The 16,302-nt window shown below is 63.6% G+C and carries 16 protein-coding genes; 9 read left to right on the top strand and 7 right to left on the bottom strand.

The window, feature by feature from the left end:
• Positions 1-144: 144 nt before the first annotated feature.
• On the bottom strand, positions 145-1,695 hold the full coding sequence (locus tag K3F49_RS16625; protein ID WP_234682038.1) for an ABC transporter substrate-binding protein: 1,551 nt from the start codon (positions 1,693-1,695) through the stop codon (positions 145-147).
• Positions 1,696-1,911: 216 nt separating this feature from the next.
• On the opposite strand from K3F49_RS16625, the gene K3F49_RS16620 reads away from it, so the two are divergent.
• The 4 genes from K3F49_RS16620 to K3F49_RS16605 all read left to right on the top strand — a co-directional run bounded on the left by K3F49_RS16620 (position 1,912) and on the right by K3F49_RS16605 (position 5,141).
• Positions 1,912-2,544 carry a TetR/AcrR family transcriptional regulator gene (locus tag K3F49_RS16620; RefSeq protein WP_234682037.1) on the top strand — a complete coding sequence of 211 codons (633 nt, stop codon included), beginning with the start codon at positions 1,912-1,914 and terminating at the stop codon, positions 2,542-2,544.
• Between the two features lie 268 nt (positions 2,545-2,812).
• Positions 2,813-3,475 carry a DUF3313 domain-containing protein gene (locus K3F49_RS16615; RefSeq protein WP_234682036.1) on the top strand — a complete coding sequence of 221 codons (663 nt, stop codon included), beginning with the start codon at positions 2,813-2,815 and terminating at the stop codon, positions 3,473-3,475.
• 32 nt (positions 3,476-3,507) lie between these two features.
• Positions 3,508-4,077 carry a DUF2147 domain-containing protein gene (locus K3F49_RS16610; protein WP_234682035.1) on the top strand — a complete coding sequence of 190 codons (570 nt, stop codon included), beginning with the start codon at positions 3,508-3,510 and terminating at the stop codon, positions 4,075-4,077.
• A gap of 224 nt (positions 4,078-4,301) precedes the next feature.
• Positions 4,302-5,141 (top strand): alpha/beta fold hydrolase, encoded by an 840-nt coding sequence (locus K3F49_RS16605; protein ID WP_234682034.1) that lies wholly within the window; start codon positions 4,302-4,304, stop codon positions 5,139-5,141.
• 6 nt (positions 5,142-5,147) lie between these two features.
• On the opposite strand, the gene K3F49_RS16600 is transcribed toward K3F49_RS16605, so the two are convergent.
• The gene (locus K3F49_RS16600) at positions 5,148-6,713 is read right to left on the bottom strand and encodes a winged helix-turn-helix domain-containing protein (protein WP_234682033.1); all 1,566 of its coding nucleotides are present in this window, start codon (positions 6,711-6,713) and stop codon (positions 5,148-5,150) included.
• 133 nt (positions 6,714-6,846) lie between these two features.
• On the opposite strand from K3F49_RS16600, the gene mddA reads away from it, so the two are divergent.
• A complete protein-coding gene (gene mddA, locus K3F49_RS16595; RefSeq protein ID WP_234682032.1) occupies positions 6,847-7,635 on the top strand; it encodes a methanethiol S-methyltransferase in 789 nt (262 codons plus the stop codon).
• A 106-nt stretch (positions 7,636-7,741) separates the two neighbouring features.
• Positions 7,742-8,164, top strand: a complete 423-nt coding sequence (locus K3F49_RS16590; protein WP_234682031.1) for a GFA family protein — start codon at positions 7,742-7,744, stop codon at positions 8,162-8,164.
• Between the two features lie 55 nt (positions 8,165-8,219).
• Here the strand turns inward: K3F49_RS16590 and K3F49_RS16585 are convergent, their stop codons facing one another.
• Positions 8,220-9,785, bottom strand: a complete 1,566-nt coding sequence (locus tag K3F49_RS16585; RefSeq protein WP_234682030.1) for a winged helix-turn-helix domain-containing protein — start codon at positions 9,783-9,785, stop codon at positions 8,220-8,222.
• 213 nt (positions 9,786-9,998) lie between these two features.
• Complete coding sequence (locus tag K3F49_RS16580) at positions 9,999-10,076, bottom strand: BA14K family protein (RefSeq protein WP_234682510.1); 78 nt, start codon at positions 10,074-10,076, stop codon at positions 9,999-10,001.
• A 292-nt stretch (positions 10,077-10,368) separates the two neighbouring features.
• Here K3F49_RS16580 and pcaB point away from each other — a divergent pair, with 292 nt between their 5' ends.
• Positions 10,369-11,730: a 3-carboxy-cis,cis-muconate cycloisomerase gene (gene pcaB / locus K3F49_RS16575; protein ID WP_234682029.1), complete on the top strand. Its 1,362-nt coding sequence runs from the start codon at positions 10,369-10,371 to the stop codon at positions 11,728-11,730.
• A 112-nt stretch (positions 11,731-11,842) separates the two neighbouring features.
• Entirely contained in the window at positions 11,843-13,099 is a 1,257-nt protein-coding gene (locus K3F49_RS16570; RefSeq protein WP_234682028.1) for an aminopeptidase, read from the top strand.
• 10 nt (positions 13,100-13,109) lie between these two features.
• On the opposite strand, the gene K3F49_RS16565 is transcribed toward K3F49_RS16570, so the two are convergent.
• The gene (locus tag K3F49_RS16565; RefSeq protein ID WP_234682027.1) at positions 13,110-13,661 is read right to left on the bottom strand and encodes a hypothetical protein; all 552 of its coding nucleotides are present in this window, start codon (positions 13,659-13,661) and stop codon (positions 13,110-13,112) included.
• Between the two features lie 235 nt (positions 13,662-13,896).
• On the opposite strand from K3F49_RS16565, the gene K3F49_RS16560 reads away from it, so the two are divergent.
• Positions 13,897-14,352 (top strand): cupin domain-containing protein, encoded by a 456-nt coding sequence (locus tag K3F49_RS16560; RefSeq protein ID WP_234682026.1) that lies wholly within the window; start codon positions 13,897-13,899, stop codon positions 14,350-14,352.
• 74 nt (positions 14,353-14,426) lie between these two features.
• Here K3F49_RS16560 and K3F49_RS16555 read toward each other — a convergent pair whose 3' ends face one another.
• Together K3F49_RS16555 and K3F49_RS16550 are read right to left on the bottom strand one after the other, a co-directional pair.
• Positions 14,427-15,479 (bottom strand): amidohydrolase family protein, encoded by a 1,053-nt coding sequence (locus K3F49_RS16555; RefSeq protein ID WP_234682025.1) that lies wholly within the window; start codon positions 15,477-15,479, stop codon positions 14,427-14,429.
• Between the two features lie 289 nt (positions 15,480-15,768).
• Positions 15,769-16,290 carry a hypothetical protein gene (locus K3F49_RS16550; RefSeq protein WP_234682024.1) on the bottom strand — a complete coding sequence of 174 codons (522 nt, stop codon included), beginning with the start codon at positions 16,288-16,290 and terminating at the stop codon, positions 15,769-15,771.
• Positions 16,291-16,302: the final 12 nt, after the last annotated feature.

Below are 16,302 nucleotides of genomic sequence, written 5' to 3'. Positions count from 1 at the left end.
CTCCCGCTTGCGGGAGAGGGCAGGGGAGAGGGTATTTCCGCAAAGAGGACGCCAAGAGGAGAGAGCCCTCACCCGCTACGCGCTTCGCACGTAGCGACCTCTCCCGCAAGCGGGAGAGGTAAGTGGAGTTCGGGGCGCCTGCACTCACTTGTCGAGCCATGCATCCTTGAAGCCGTCATTGACCCCGATGCCGGTGGTGATCAGGTTCTTGACCTTGCAGCGGGTGATGGTCGGGAATTGCAGCTCGAGCATCCAGGCCACCGGCACGTCCTCGACCAGGATCTTCTGCGCCTTCGCGTAGATTTCCTTGCGCTTGGAGTCGGGCGTTGCGACCGCGCCGTCGGCGAACAGCTTGTCGATCTCGGGGTTGGAGTAGCCCTCGACATTGTTGAACACCTGTCCCTTGGCGATCGCGCTGGAGACGTAGTTGCGGCCGACACCGAGCGCGGGATCGCCGTACTGGTAGAGATAGGTGAAGGCGATGTCGTAATCCCAGTCGCCGATCTTCTGGTTGCCGCCGGCAACGTCGGTCGAGATCGTCTCGATGTTCATGCCGACGTCCATGAGGTTCTGCTTCACGGCTTCACCCCAGCGCTGCCAGGTCTCGCCATAGGCGAGCGGCAGCAGGCGGATCTTCTCGCCCTTGTAGCCGGCCTCCTTCAGCAGCGCCTTGGCCTTGGCAGGGTCGTAGGCGTATTTCGGCACGTCGTCGGTGTAGTACTTGATGGTCGAGGCCGAGGGACCGGTCGCGACCTTGCCGAGCCCGTTCCAGATCACGTCCTTGGCGAAATCGCGGTCGATTGCGTACATGATCGCCTGACGCACGCGCTTGTCGGCCAGCGGCCCCTGGCGGTTGTTCAGCCACAGCCAGGCCAGCGGCGAGAAGAATTCCCAGCCCGCACCGGTGACACAAGTGTCCTTCAGCTTGGACAGCCGCGGCACGTCGAAATTCTCGACCGAGCCGCCGGGCAGCACGTCGACCTTGCCGGTCTCGTAGGCCACCGAACGCGCGGCGGCGTCGGGGATGATCTGCCAGTAGATCTCGTCGATATAGGGCTTGCCCTTCTCGTAATAATTCGGGTTCTTGACCAGCCGAATGAACGAGCCCTTCTGCCATTCCTTGAACATGAAGGGGCCGGTGCCAACCGGCGCGTTGTTGTAGGGATTGGTCTTCCAGTCGGTGCCGTCATAGAGATGTTTTGGCACCATCGGCATCGAGCCGACCTCGAAGATGCCGAGGAACGGGCCGAATGGCTGCTTCAGCGTGAAGACAACGGTGTAATCGTCGGGCGCCTCGACCTTGTCGACTTGGGCGAGGTTGTTGCGGGCGCGCGCGTGCGTCTGCTTCAGCATCTCGACCGAGAACAGCACGTCGGCCGCGGTGAAGGGCTTGCCGTCATGCCAGGTGACGCCCTTTCTGAGCTTGAAGGTGTAGGTCTTGGCGTCTTCGCTGACGCTCCAGCTCTCGGCGAGTTCCGGAAGCGGCTCGAGCTTGGGGCTATAGCGCAGCAGGCCTTCGAAGATGTTGCCCGACACCATCTGGGTCGGACCGTTCTGGATCATCGCAAGCATCAGGCCGGGCGGCTCGGGCTGGATCACTGCATTGATGACACCCCCCGTCTTTGGCTCTTGCGCCAGTGCCGAGGCCGTGAGGCCGCAAGCCAGGAGGAGACCAAGCAACACTCGTTTCGACATCTCGTATCTTTCTCAAGCGAGACCAGCCGTCACCGCTCTGCAACGTCCTCGCGCGCAAAGCGACGGCTGCCCCATCCCAGTCCCCATCCACCATCGAGGCTCACACAGTCTCATTCCGCGCCGCAAGATGAAAGTCTCGACAGTGTTCGCACAAAAAATGTACAGCGCGTCCTGTTTTCACTTGATTCATTGTCTTGTCACGGAGACAAGTCGGCCATGGACAACGCCACACGCTCCGAACGATCCCGCAATGCTGCGCTCGATGCCGCGTTCGCCATCATCGCGCGTGACGGACCCGGCCGGTTGACGCTTGATGCGATCGCGCGCGAGAGCGGCCTGAGCAAGGGCGGCGTGATGCACCAGTTCCGCACCAAGGAGGCGGTGCTGAAGGCGCTGCTCGAGCGGCAGATGGCGCATTTCGAGCAGTTCTCGACGCCTTATCGCGCGAAGGCACGCGCGGAGTCCGAAAACCCGGAGCTCGCCACCGAGATCGCGACGGTGCGGGAGGCTACCAATACGCCGAATTCGGCAGCGCTCGCGCTGCTGGCCGCGATGGTCGAGAATCCGGACCTGATGGCGATGCCGCGCGCGAGCGACGAGAAGACGATCGCGGCGATCAAGGCCGAGGCCAAGGATCCGGATCTCGCTATGCTGCGCTGGGCTGCGGCACGTGGCCTCCTGCTCGGCGAGCTGTTCGGCATGTCGCCGCTGGCCAAGGCGGAGCGCGAGCGTCTGTTCGTGCGCCTGCTCGACGACAGCCAGTGGCGGGCGCTGGAAAAGCCGGGATCGCGTGGCGCGAAGGTTGGTCCATCGGCGGCGAAGGCTGCAAGCCCGCGCAAGCGCGCCTGATTCATCGTTAGCGAATTCCTGCTGATCGCCGCCTAAGGCCGCGCCTGCGGCCAAATGGGTCAGCTCGCCGTTTTCGCACTTTACAAACCGTCCGGTCGGTTTTATAAATCGAAACACTGGGACGGCCCGAGGTTTCCGAATTGGCCCCGGACGAAGCCATGGGCCGGCGATGGTGAGCGCCGCAGCCGTGTTTGGTCCCGAACACGGCTGCGGTCCCCATCGCCTTTCCTAAAAATGGCCTTTTGAAAAGCCGCTAGAGGAGTCTGGAATGGATCGCTCGATCGCCCTGCGCGGTCTGGGAACGCTGATGCTTGGCACGGCCGTGGCCGGCTGCGCCTCGGTCGCGCCCGTGCCCTATTCGGAGCTGGCGTCGTCCGCCTACATGGCGCCCGACAAGTCGGATGCCTCTGGCCGCGTGCCCTATCGCTATTCCACGCCGGTCGACTGGCGCGCCTTTAACAAGGTGATCATCGAGCCCGTCGTGGTCTACCGCGGCAAGGACCACCAGTTTGGCGAGATGTCCGACAAGGACAAGGCGACGCTCGCCGCCTATATGCAGACCCGTTTCGCCGAGCGGCTGCGCGGTCGCTTCGCTCTCGTGCGCGAGCGTGGACCGCAGACGCTGCGGATCAGGCTGACGCTCACCGGCGCCGTCACCAACACGCCGGTGCTCGGAACGCTCTCCCGCTTCGACATGGCGGGCGCCGTCTACAACGGCGTCCAGGCCGCGCGCGACGGCGAGGGCGCACTGACCGGCTCGGTCATCTATGGCGTCGAAATCTTCGACGCGTCGACCTCACGCCTGCTGTCGGCCTACGTCACCAAGCAATACCCGGGTGCCTACGACATCAAAGCCAGCGTTGGCGCGCTCGCGGCTGCCAATGCCGGTATCGACAAGGGCGCCGATGCGCTGATGGCGCAATTGAACTGACGCCGCGATCCTCTCAACGAAAGGTGCCGCTGATGAATTTTCTCGTTCGCTTCGTGCTGCGCGTCGCCGTCACCATCGTGATGATGGTCCTTGGCGGTCGCGTCGGCGCCGTCACGCCCAACGATCCCAGCGGTACTTGGCTGGTCGAGGATGGCCGCGCCCGCATCAGGCTCGAGCGTTGCGGCCCGTCGCGCGACCGCATCTGTGGCTTCATCGTCTGGATGAGGGAGCCGGCCGACAAGCGCGGCCAGCCTTATCGCGACAAGGAAAATCCCGACCCCGACAAGCGCGCCCGCACGCTGCTCGGCCACCAGTTGATCATGGGCCTGCAGGCGACGTCCGATGGCCGGTTCGCCGGCGACATCTACAATGCCGAGGACGGCAAGTTCTATTCGGTCTCGCTGTGGCGCGAATCCGCCGACCGCCTCAAGCTCAAGGGATGTCTGATCAAGCTGTTGTGCCAGACCCAGACCTGGCAGCAGACCCTCGACGCTCAGCCCGGCCAGCTGATCGGCCTCACCGGCGATCTCAATGGTCCCCGTGCCGACAAGGAATGGGCGCAAGTGTCGCCGCCGAAGCCGATTCAGGCCAAGGCGAAGTAGGGAGGCGCCCTTCGCCAGGTCGATGATGTGTCCCGCGTCGTCGCCGCGAATTCCGTCATTGCTGAGCGTAGCGAAGCAATCCAGCGTCTTCCCGCGGCGGGATTCTGGATTGCTTCGCTGCGCTCGCAATGACGAGGTGGAGACAGCTGTGCGCAACGGTGGCGTCGTCTTGCGCGGCGTGGCAGATTGCTCGCGATCACGATCGAGAACCAGAGTGGGGCAGTATGAGCGATCAGCCATTTCCAGGTCCGGACCTGCGTCCGTTGCGTCTGCAGCTGGGCGCGCAGACCATTGCGGGATTTGAAAGCGCGGGCACGGGACGCCCGATTCTGCTGATCCATGGCAATTCCTCCTCGTCCAGGATCTGGCAGAAGCAGTTGCAGGGGCCGCTCGGCGCCAAATACCGCGTGATCGCGATCGATCTGCCCGGCCATGGCGCCTCGTCGCCGCCGGCCCATCCGGAGAAGGATTATTCCGGCCATGGCTATGCCGCGGCGATCACGGCTGCTGCCCGCGCGCTCGATCTCACGAACGCAATCATCGTCGGCTGGAGCCTCGGAGGCCATGCGGTGCTGAACGCGGCTGCGTCGCTGCCGATGGCGGCCGGGCTGATGATCTTCGGGACGCCACCGGTAGGCCACGGGCCTGCGGGCTTTGCCGGCTTCAAGAACTTGTCGCCCACCGCGTTCACGGCCGCGCCGACCGAACCAGAGATCGAGGAGTGGATGCATACGGCCTTTGCGCCGGGCTACGCGCCGATCCCCGGTTTCATGCAGGACGATTTCCGCAGGACCGACGGCAATGCGCGCGCCTGTCTCGGCGCCGTCGCGCAAAGCGGCGGCCTCGCCGACGAAACCGAGATCGTGCGCAATCTGAAGATTCCGCTGGCGATCGTGCAGGGCGCGGAAGAGCAGATCGTCGATCTCGGCTGGCTGCAGCGCCTGGCTGCGCCGACCCTGTGGCGCGGTGCGGTGCAGGTCGTCGACGGCGCCGGCCACTCCACGCAATGGGAGAAGCCGGAGCCCTTCAACGCGCTGCTCGACGCATTTGCGTCGGGTGCGTGACCGTCCTCAGTTCAGTCCCGCGCGACGAAATCCTTCCAGATAGTGCTCGCGGTCCGCGTTATTGGCCCACGGCAGCTGCGTTGCGATCCAGTCCAGTGAGATATTGGGCTGGGTGCGGCGCAGCTCTCCCAGCGCCATATCCGCAAGCGCGCCGTTGCCAGTCATGCCGGCGGAGACGGCGAGCACGCGATAGGCGCCGGTGAGATCGCCGCGATGGCGGATCGCCTCACGCGCTAGCGCGATGGCCTCGTCGTACTGCCGCTCAGTGAAGCGCGCGTAGCCGGCGATGCCGTAATAGATCGCCAGCGACGGATCGCGCGGCGAGAGCCTGATCGCCTTTTGCGCTGCCTCGAACGAATCGCCGGGTCGTCCGGCATAGGACAGCGCCAGCGCGTAATAGCCCTGTGCCAGCGAGAAGTTCGGGTTGAGCGCGAGCGCCTGCTCGAACTCGGACAGCGCGTCCGCAAGCCGGCTGGTCGAGAAGCAGACGCTGCCGAGGGCGGCATGGGCCCAGGCATTCTCATGGTCGCAGCGCATCGCGGCGAGCGCGGCATTCTCCGCGATCGGCGCCGTCGTTGCGAGCTCCGCCCAGCCCAGATGCACGCCGAACATGTGGCTTGCCGCCAGCACCGCCAGCGCCTGGCCATAATCCGGATCGATCGCGATCGCGCGTTCGAGCAGATTCTGTGCTGCGGCGTGGTCCTGCGGCGTGATCCGCCAGTAATGCGACAGCGCCTGCATCAGCAGGTCCCAGGCATCCAGGCTCGATGGTAGCTTGCGATGCGTACGAAAATTCTCCGCGGCATGGATCTGCGGCTCGATCGCTGCGACGATCCGCTCGGTGATCTCGTCCTGCACGGCGAAGACGTCGACCAGATCGCGGTCGTAGCGCTCGGCCCAGAGATGGCCGCCGGTGGTGGCGTCGTTGAGCTGTGCGGTGATGCGGACGCGGTTGTTCACCTTGCGCACGCTGCCCTCGACGATGTAGCGGACGCCGAGCTCCTCGGCGATCTGCTTGAGGTGGACCGCGCGCCCCTTGTAGGTGAAGGACGAGTTGCGGGCGATCACGACGAACCAGCGCTGCTTCGACAACGCGGTGAGAATGTCCTCGCTGATCCCGTCGCCGAAATATTCCTGGGCGGGATCGCCGCTCATGTTCTCGAAGGCGAGCACGGCGATACCCGGACGGTCGGCCGCGACGCGCGGGGAACCCGGTGCGACCTCGGCCGGCACAGGGCTGGCCGGAACAGGCTTTTCTGCCACTTCTTCCCGGACTTCACCCACGAAACGAAAGCCCTTGCGCGGTATCGTCTTGATCAGCCGCTGCGTCGCGCCGTCGTCGCCGAGCGCCTTGCGCGCGGCGTTGATCCGGCTGTTCAGCGCGGAATCCGACACGATGCGGTCGCTCCAGATCTCGCTGATCAGATCGTCCTTGCTGACGACGCGGGCGCGTTCCGCGACGAGGTAGAGCAGCAGATCGAACACCTGCGGCTGCAGCGGCACGGTCGTCCCGGCGCAGGTCAGCTCGCGCAGATCGCCGTCGAGCACGTTGTTTTCAAAGAGGAATCGCACGTTTCTGTCGTCTCAAGCAAAAATCAAAGTCGTCTCAGGCGAAAATAAACCGTCCGTGAAAGTCTTCCGTCGTCCGGTCCGGCATGGTGCGGAGACCAAACAGTGCCGATGCCTCGGCACAACGGAGCTTTCTATGACCCAACTCGATCATCAGGTTCATTCCATCGGCCCGGAGATTGCGGGCTCACGTGTTTTCAAGTTCATCGCCTTTCTTTACGGAATTGCGGCGTATCTCGTTTTTTTCGTTACGATTGTCTACGCGATCGGCTTCGTGATGGGTCTGGTCGTGCCGAAGACCATCGACACCGGGCCGGACACACCGACCGCCGAAGCGGTGGTCATCAATCTGCTGCTGATGACGCTGTTCGCCGTTCAACACAGCGTGATGGCGCGCCAGCGCTTCAAGGCGTGGTGGACGCAATTCGTCCCCAAGCCGGTCGAGCGCTCGACCTATGTGCTGTTCGCGAGCCTGTCATTGCTCCTCCTGTTCTGGCAGTGGCGTCCGTTGCCGTCGGTCATATGGGACGTCGCCAATCCGGATCTTGCCGTGACGCTGGTCACGCTGTCGCTCGCGGGCTGGGTGCTGGTGTTCACCTCGACCTTCATCATCAATCATTTCGAATTGTTCGGATTGCATCAGGTGACCAACCATCTCGTCGGCAAGGAGGCCGCGCCGCCGCGGTTCAAGACGCCGCTGCTCTACAAATTCGTCCGTCATCCGATCTATCTCGGCTTCATCATCGCCTTTTGGGCGGCCCCGACCATGACCGCAGGCCATCTGCTGTTTGCGGCCGTGACCACGGCCTACATCTTCGTCGGTATCGCGCTGGAGGAGCACGATCTCGTCGATCTCTTTGGCGACGATTACCGGCAATACAAACAACGGGTGTCGATGCTTATTCCCTGGCGCCGGTCAGTCTAGCCGCAGCGCGCTCCGTCGCGCGTCCGCCAATCGGAGGACGCGCGACGGGACTTTATTTGCAATCCAAGGATTTCAATCCCAATTTCCATCTCAGGAGACAACCAAGATGAAACATGTCGGACACTGCTTTTGCGGCGCGGTCACGATCGAGGTCACGGGCGAACCCGCGGCGATGGGCTATTGCCACTGCCGTTCCTGCCGATCGTGGTCGGGCGGGCCGGTCAACGCCTTCAGCCTGTGGAAGCCGGAAGCCGTGCGCATCAGCGAAGGCGGGCAGAACGTCGAGACCTTCGTCAAGACGCCGCTCAGCCAGCGCAAATACTGCAAGAAGTGCGGCGGTCATGTCATGACCAATCACCCGCCGCTCAACTTGATCGACGTCTTCACGGCGACTATCCCGACGCTCGCCTTCAGCCCCGGCGTCCACGTCAACTATTCCGAGACGGTGCTGCCGATGCGCGACGGCCTGCCCAAGCTGAAGGATTTTCCCGCCGAGTTCGGCGGCAGCGGCGAGATGATGCAGGAGTAGGGTGCGCTGCTCTTCCCTCTCCCCTTGTGGGAGAGGGTGCACCGACAATGCGGCGTTACCTCATCCCCGCGCGCCGAAATCCTTCGAGATAATGCGCCCGGTCCTCTTCGCGCAGCATCGGCAGCTCGCGCATGAGCCAGGCAAGCGAGATGCCGGGCTGGGTCCGGCGCAATCCTTCGAGCGCGGAAGCGGCAAGTGCGGGATCGCCGGACATGCCGGCGGCCGCCGTGAGCACGCGATGCGCGCCGACGAAATCGGCGCGCTGCCGCATCGATTCCCGTGCCATCTGCATGGCGTCTTCGTAATTGCGGCCGATGAACTGGGCGTAGCCGGCGACGCCGCAATAGATCGCCGCGAGCGGATCGCGCGGGCTGAGCTGCAGCGCGCGGCGTGCAGCCGCATCGCCGTCCTGCCATCGTCCGGTATAGCACAGCGTGACGCCGTAGAACGCGTGCGCCATCGCGAAATTCGGATTGAGCTTCAGGGCCAGCTCGAACTCCGCCAGCGCGTCGTCGAAGCGGCGCCGGAACAGATAGGTATAAGCGAGACCGTGATGGGCCCAGGCGTCGTCGCGATCGGCCTCCACCGCGGCAAGTGCTGCGCGTTCGGCAACCGGGACAGTCGCGGCCATATCGGCCCAGCCCATATGCGCACCAAAAATGTGGCTGGTCGCGAGCAGGCCCAGCGCCTTGCCATAGGCGGGGTCGATGGCGATCGCCTGCTCCAGCAGTGCCTGCGCCGACGCATTGTCCTCGCGCGTGATATGCCAGTAATGCGACAGCGCGCGCATCACGAAGTCCCAGGCATCGAGACTGCCCGGCGGCTTCTGCTGGGCGCGAAAATTTTCGGCGGCGTAGAGCTGCGGTTCGATCGCGGCGACGATGGCTTCGGTGATCTCATCCTGCACGGCGAAGATGTCGGCAAGCTCGCGGTCGTAGCGCTCGGCCCAGAGATGGCCGCCGGTCGAGACGTCGTTGAGCTGGGCGGAGATGCGCACGCGATCGCCGCTTCGCCGCACGCTGCCCTCGAGCACATAGCGAACGCCGAGTTCGCGCGCGATCTCGTGGAGGTGGACGGCGCGGCCCTTGTAGACGAAGGAGGAGTTGCGCGCGACGACGAAGAACCAGCGCAGCTTCGACAATGCGGTAATGATGTCTTCGCTGATCCCGTCGGAGAAATAGTCCTGCTCGCGGTCGCCGCTCATATTGGTAAAGGGCAGCACGGCGATCGCCGGGCGGTCGGGCAGCGCAGGCGTTGCGTGCGACGTTGTGACGCTGCGGCGCGGTTCCACCGTTGCCGTTGCCCTGGCGGACTTGGTTTCGACATCGCCGACGAAGCGAAAGCCTTTTCGCGCGATAGTGCGGATCAAGGCCTGGTTCGCGCCGCTGTCGCCGATCGCCTTGCGCGCGGCATTGATCCGGCTGGTCAATGTCGATTCCGACACGCTGCGGCCGTGCCAGATCTTGTCGATCAGCTCGTCCTTGCTGACGACCCGGTCGCGGTTCTCCATCAGATGGACGACGAGGTCGAAGACCTGCGGTTCCACGGAAACGGGAACCTGCTCGCGGCTGAGCTCGCGCAAGTCGGTGTCGAGAAGGTGGTCCCGGAACAGAAACTGCACGTCGAAAACTCGGGCCTCGCAACAACTTCAGGCAATGATGAAATCAAAATGGATTTCGCCTCGAAGTCTGTGAGTCCGCGGGAGGGTCTGCTTGGTTCATTGCAGCTGCCGGATGGCTGCTATGTGATTTGCGCGGAGGAATGCATCCTGAGTTAGACAGTTTTGGTTCCGATTGTCGCGGCACCCGGGCGATCCGGATGCCGCGGCTGAGCATCACGGGCAGGGATGGCGCCGGCCGTCGTTGCCGAGATACATGCCCGTGTTCGGATTGTAGGATTTGCAGCGCTGCATGCAGTACTGCGCGTCGCCTTCCGGCGGCGGTCAAGCTCCAGCAACGACGCGAAACGATTTCAACATTGTGGTCTCGCCGTCATGCGGCCGCTCCCGGGCCGCGTGACAAGTGATAGTGCAGTCGGAGCAGCGCGCTGAATTAAAGTTTGGACAGGAATTTATCGCCGTCATCCTGAGGCGCCGAAGCCATCGCACACACATCGAACTTGTGACGAACGGCGAATGTCCATTGCCGAACACTGCTGCCCGCGTAAGCTACTCCACACAAAATAACAGCCGCAAAGAAACGCCCATGCCCGCCTTTCCCGCCGCGACCACCGTGCTCGACTCCATGCTGTTTCGCGATGCCTTCGGCACGCCCGCGATGCGCGAGGTGTTTTCTGACATCGCGCTGGTTGCGCGCTATGCCGAGGTCGAGGTGGCGCTGGCAAAGGCGGAGGCGCGATGCGGCGTGATTCCGCATGAGGCCGCCGATGAGATCGCGGCGCGGACGGATGTCACGGCACTCGACTTCGGTCTGCTGCGGCAGGAAACCGACATCGTCGGCTATCCGATCCTCCCTTTGGTGCATCAGATGGTGAAGCAATGCGGCGAAGCTGGCCGCTACGTGCATTGGGGCGCGACCACGCAGGACATCATGGACACCGCCGTGGTCCTTCAGTTGTGCGCCGCATTCGAGATCATCGAACGCGATATCGCAGAGCTCCGAAAAATCCTTGCCGAGCTCTCGCGGCGTCATCGCGATACGCCGATGGCCGGCCGCACCCACCTCCAGCAGGCACTGCCCGTGACCTTCGGCTACAAGACCGCGATCTGGCTCGCGATGTTCGACCGCCACGCCGAGCGCCTTGAGCAATTGAAGCCGCGGGTTCTCGTCGGCCAGTTTGCCGGCGCCGCCGGCACGCTGGCCTCGCTCGGCGACAAGGGGTTCGAGGTGCAGGAGGCGCTCTGCGCCGAGCTGAAGCTCGGCGTTCCCGCCTCGACCTGGCACGTCGCGCGCGACGGCTTTGCCGAAGCCGTGAATTTCCTCGCGCTCGTCACCGGCTCGCTCGGCAAGGTCGCGCTCGACATCATGATCATGGCCTCGACCGAATTCGCCGAGGTCTACGAGCCTTTCGTCAAGGGCCGCGGCGCCTCCTCGACCATGCCGCAGAAGCGCAACCCGATCTCCTCCGAGCTGATGCTCGCAGCAAGCAAGGCGGTGCGCCAGCACGCAGGCCTGATGCTCGACGCCATGGTGCAAGATTTCGAGCGCGCCACCGGTCCGTGGCACGCCGAATGGATGGCGATCCCGGAAAGCTTCGTGCTGACCGCCGGTGCGCTTCATCAGGCGAAGTTTGCGCTCGCCGGTCTCATCGTGGACGAGACAAAGATGAACGACAACCTCGCCCTTAGCCGCGGTCTGATTGTGGCCGAAGCGGTCATGATGGGACTGGCGCCACAGATGGGTCGGCAGGATGCGCACGACGTGGTCTACGACGCCTGCCGGATCGCCAACGAGAGGGGCATCAGCCTCGCCGACGCGCTGTCGGCCGATCCGCGCGTCACCGCCCGAATCGATCGCGCGACCATCGAGGCCCTCACCTCACCGAAAAATTACCTTGGCCTTGCGCCTGATATGGTCGATCGGGTGCTGAAATCGGCAACGCGTTGAAAACCAAACTGCGTGAAATCCCGTATCTTTCACGTCTCGCAAGACGCTCGCACACTTGTGTCTGGTGATGCTAGACTTAGATTGAACGAGAGATTCCGACAGAGGGCCCGGCATGACCGATCAACGCAATTCCGCCACTCCCATCGATCCCGTAAAACTCGATCGGCTGGCCGAGGTGGCGGTGAAGGTGGGACTGGGCTTGCGGCCGGGACAGGACCTTCTCTTGACGGCGCCTGCGATCGCGCTGCCGCTGGTTCGCCGGATCGCTGCGCACGCCTACAAGGCCGGTGCCGGCATCGTGACGCCGATCCTCTCCGACGAGGAGATGACGCTGGCGCGCTATCGCCACGGCCACGACAATAGCTTTGATCGCGCCGCCAACTGGCTCTACGAGGGCATGGCGAAGGCGTTCTCCAACAACACCGCGCGTCTCGCCATCGTCGGCGACAATCCGATGCTGCTGTCGGGCGAAGATGCGTCCAAGGTCGCGCGCGCCAGCAAGGCCAATTCCATGGCGTATCAGCCGGCGCTGGAAAAGATCGTTAATTTCGACACCAACTGGAACATCATCGCCTATCCGAGCCCATCCTGGGCGAAGCAGGTGTTTCCGAACGATTCCGAGGAGGTTGCGGTCGGCAAGCTTGCGGACGCGATTTTCGCGGCGTCACGCGTCGATCGCGAAGACGCGACGGCCAATTGGGCAAGCCACAATGCGGTGCTGCGCGAGCGCACCAACTGGCTCAACGGCCAGCGTTTTCGCGCGCTGCAATATTCAGGACCCGGCACCGATCTCACCATCGGCTTGGCTGATGGCCACGAGTGGGAGGGCGGTGCCTCGCTCTCCAAGAACGGCATCAGCTGCAATGCCAACATCCCGACCGAAGAGGTCTTCACCACGCCGCATTGCCGGCGGGTCTACGGCCACGTCGTGAGCTCGAAGCCGCTGTCCTACCAGGGCACACTGATCGACAACATCGCGGTGCGCTTCGAGGACGGCAGGATCGTCGATGCCAAGGCTTCGCGCGGCGCGGAGGTGCTGAACAAGGTGCTCGACACCGACGAGGGCGCACGCCGGCTCGGCGAAGTGGCGCTGGTGCCGCATTCCTCGCCGATCTCGCAGAGCGGGTTGTTGTTCTACAACACGCTCTTCGACGAGAACGCAGCATCCCACATCGCGCTCGGCCAGTGCTACTCGAAGTGCTTCATCAACGGCGCGCAGCTCACCCCGCAGCAGATCGCAGCCCAAGGCGGCAACCAGAGCCTGATCCATATCGACTGGATGATCGGCTCGGCCGAGACCGACATCGACGGCATTCTGGCCGACGGCAGCAAGGTGCCCGTGTTCCGCAAGGGCGAGTGGGCGAAGTAACTATCTCTTCCTAAGCCGCCGCGTCGCGCAGCATCGGATTGTTGTCGATGCTGAAGCGGTTGAACAGCGTCGTGGACGGGCTGCCGTCGGTGGCCCGCACGATGGCGTCGGAAGCCGCGACCGCCTCGTAGAGCGCGCCGACCGGATCGGCCGGGTCCGGCAGGTCGAGGTGCATGCGGATTTCCTCTCTCGCCTCGTTGATGTCGTCCTCGTCGCGTGTCGCCTCCAGCGCATCCGCCGCGCGTCGCATCTCGTGGAGATCGCCGCCGGCGGAGAATTTGAGGATGTCGAGCCAATAGGGGTGGGCGACGACGAGCTGGATGAACGCGTCGAAATTGTCGGCGATAACGCCTGCGCGTCCTTCCGATGAGACGTAGAGCACATTTTGCGACGGCAGCAGCACAAAGGCGCCGCCTGAGCCGTCAGTGCCGATCTGCCGGGGGCTTTCGACGCCGTCGATCGTGAACCAGCGCTCCTCGTCCGGCGCGAACGAGACATCGAGGCTGCCGAGCCAGGCGACGATCTCGCCTTGGGCTGTCAGAACCTCCGGGGTCAGGGGCATCGATAGGGCTCCTTCTAGGTCGTTCCGCGCACTTTGTCGCACCCCGGAAAGGATGGGTTCATGTGCGCGAATTTGCAGGGAAATCTCGACGTTAACCGCTTCGCATCTGCAACTTGCGGCTGATTGTCGGGGCCTGCGTAAGGAAGAATTAAAAGCCGGCTACTAGCGTTCCCAACATCTTTCGAAACAATCCGGGATTAAGCCCGGTTAATCATACTACCTTCTGGGGAAGCAGATGTCGCGGGCATTGATTGAAATTGGTAGTTGCAACGTGGATCTGGAGCTGCGGCCGATCGAGCCGACCTGGATCATCGAGGGCAACCCGGTCTCGCGCTCCCACATCCTGTCGACCAGCTCGGACGGCACTTCGTCGACCATCATCTGGTCCTGCACCGAAGGTCGCTTCAACTGGTACTATGATTTCGACGAGACCATCATGATCCTGGAAGGATCGATCGTGCTCGAAAGCGACGGCATGCCGCCAAAGCGCTACGGCGTCGGCGACGTCATCTTCTTCCGCGATGGCGCGCATGCCAAATGGCATGTCGAAGGCCACGTCAAGAAGATCGCCTTCTGCCGCAAGACCAACCCGGCCGTCATCGGCTTCATGGTCCGCGTCGTCAACAAGCTCAAGCGGATGTTCCTCTCGCCCGGCGAGCGCCGTCCTGCGACGCTGATGGGTGCCGGCTAATCCTTTTTACGGACGCTTCCCAGCGGCCACGACGGAAGAGGGGGCGGGACCAACATCCCGGCCCCTCTTTCGCGTCATGACGGCAGTTCGAGCCGGTAGACATCGGTCGCCGTCTGCGAGAACAGCGCCGTCTTCTCGGCTTCGCTCATTGGTGCTGCAATGCGCTTGAAGGCATTGAAGATCACCTGGTAGCTGCACTGGCCCTTGTCCGGCGGAAAATTGCTTTCGAACATCGCGCGTCTCACGCCGAACGCCTCGATGCAGGTTTCGACATAAGGCTTCCACGCCGCGGCCAGCTCCTCGGATGACGGCGGTTGGGCGCGGAGATGGAAGTCGTAGCCGAGCAGGCACATCGCAAGGCCGCCGAGCTTCACCACCACGTTCTCGCATTTCGCGATCTCCTGGATCGAGGCGCGCCATTGCGGAAACACTTCTTCGCGCCGTCCGGCAAAACGACCGACGCCGGCCGGGCCGCCGCAATGATCGAGCACGATTTTGGTGTTCGGAAAGGCGTGCGCCAGCTCGGTCAGCTCGCCGATCTGCGGATGAAACAGCCAGGCATCGAAGCTGAGGTTCAGGGGTGCAAGGCAGGCAAAGCCTTTGCGGAAGGTCGGATCCTGCAACAATCCCTTCGGCCGGTTCGCATACATGCCGGCAACGACGGGATCCGGGTCCCAGGCGGATGAATGCCGGATGCCGCGGAAGCGGCCGTTGCCGGCGGCGATCTCCGCCTCCAGCACCGGCTTGGCCGCATCACCGAGCAGCAGGTTTGCATGGCTGACGATGCCGGCGCAGATCGCGGCCTTGCCGTAGCCGCCGCTCGCGCTCATCGCGGCGACGCCGTTGGCGAACTCGACCTCACCGACGGGCCGGAACGCCTCGGGCCCGTGTGCGCGATACATCGAGCGGCAGTCGACATAGACGGTGGCGATGATGTTGTGGCCGGAAGCGATGTCATCAGCCATCTCCTCGATCAGATAGCGATGGCCACGATTCCAGAGATGATGATGCGGATCGACGATCGGCCGCGCGGGATCGAGGATCTCCTCCTGATATTGCGCGAGCCAGTCCTCGCGCGGTTCGACGAATAGCCCGCTGGTGTTGGCGGGCAGATCGCTTGCAGCCATCGACGTTCGCTCCCTCTGTTTTTTGTCGCGGGAGCCTAACATCTCATCGCGTCACGCAGCAGCGCGCCTTGCTCAGAGCACCATGGCAGCGGCGGAGGAGGTGCGCTCCCTCTCCCGCTTGCGAGGGAGGGCTGGGGTGGGTGTCTCCGCGTCGGGATTGTTTGAGGTTTACGGAGAATGCCCCAGCGTGGAGAGAGCCCCCACCCGTCGCTTCGCGCCGACCTCCCCCGCAAACGGGAGAGGTTGCAGCGAATCCTGAGCCCGATTGTCCAATCAAGATCAGTTCGGCTCACCCCTTGCGCCGCTGCGCCCTCACATCCACCACCAGCCGCCAATCAGCGGCGGCGGTGGGCTTGACCTCGCCGAGCCAGTGAAAGGAATCGTCTGTGATTTCAACGAAACTCCAGCGCGTGAGCTCGCCGCTTTCGGTCGTGCCTTCCTGCACGATGTCCTCGCCGCGCGGACGGCCGATCTGCTGACGGAACACGCTGCGCGCCGGATCGAACCAGGAAATCCGCCACGCGGAAATGGAGGGATCATAGACCCGCAGCGTCGTGCCGTACCAATTGCCGGCGATCGGAAAGGCGGTCGCGCCCGCGGGGCGGGGAATGATCCAGACGTCCTGGACCGCGCGTCCTTCCAGCACCCAGCCGAAGTGAATCTCGCCGGGTGCGGCGTGTTTCGTTCCGTCTGTGCCGTGGGCGGTAATCTCGGCGTCCCAGTCGCCGACGAAGCGGCCATAGAGCTGAAGCGCCGCCGCATGCTCGGGGTTGGGCCCGTCCGCGTGAAGCAATCTCGCAAAGTCGGTCATGTCGATCTCCTG

Source organism: Bradyrhizobium monzae (genome assembly GCF_021458635.1).
In the GTDB taxonomy this organism is placed as follows: domain Bacteria; phylum Pseudomonadota; class Alphaproteobacteria; order Rhizobiales; family Xanthobacteraceae; genus Bradyrhizobium.
This window is presented reverse-complemented; position numbering and strand designations above follow the sequence as displayed.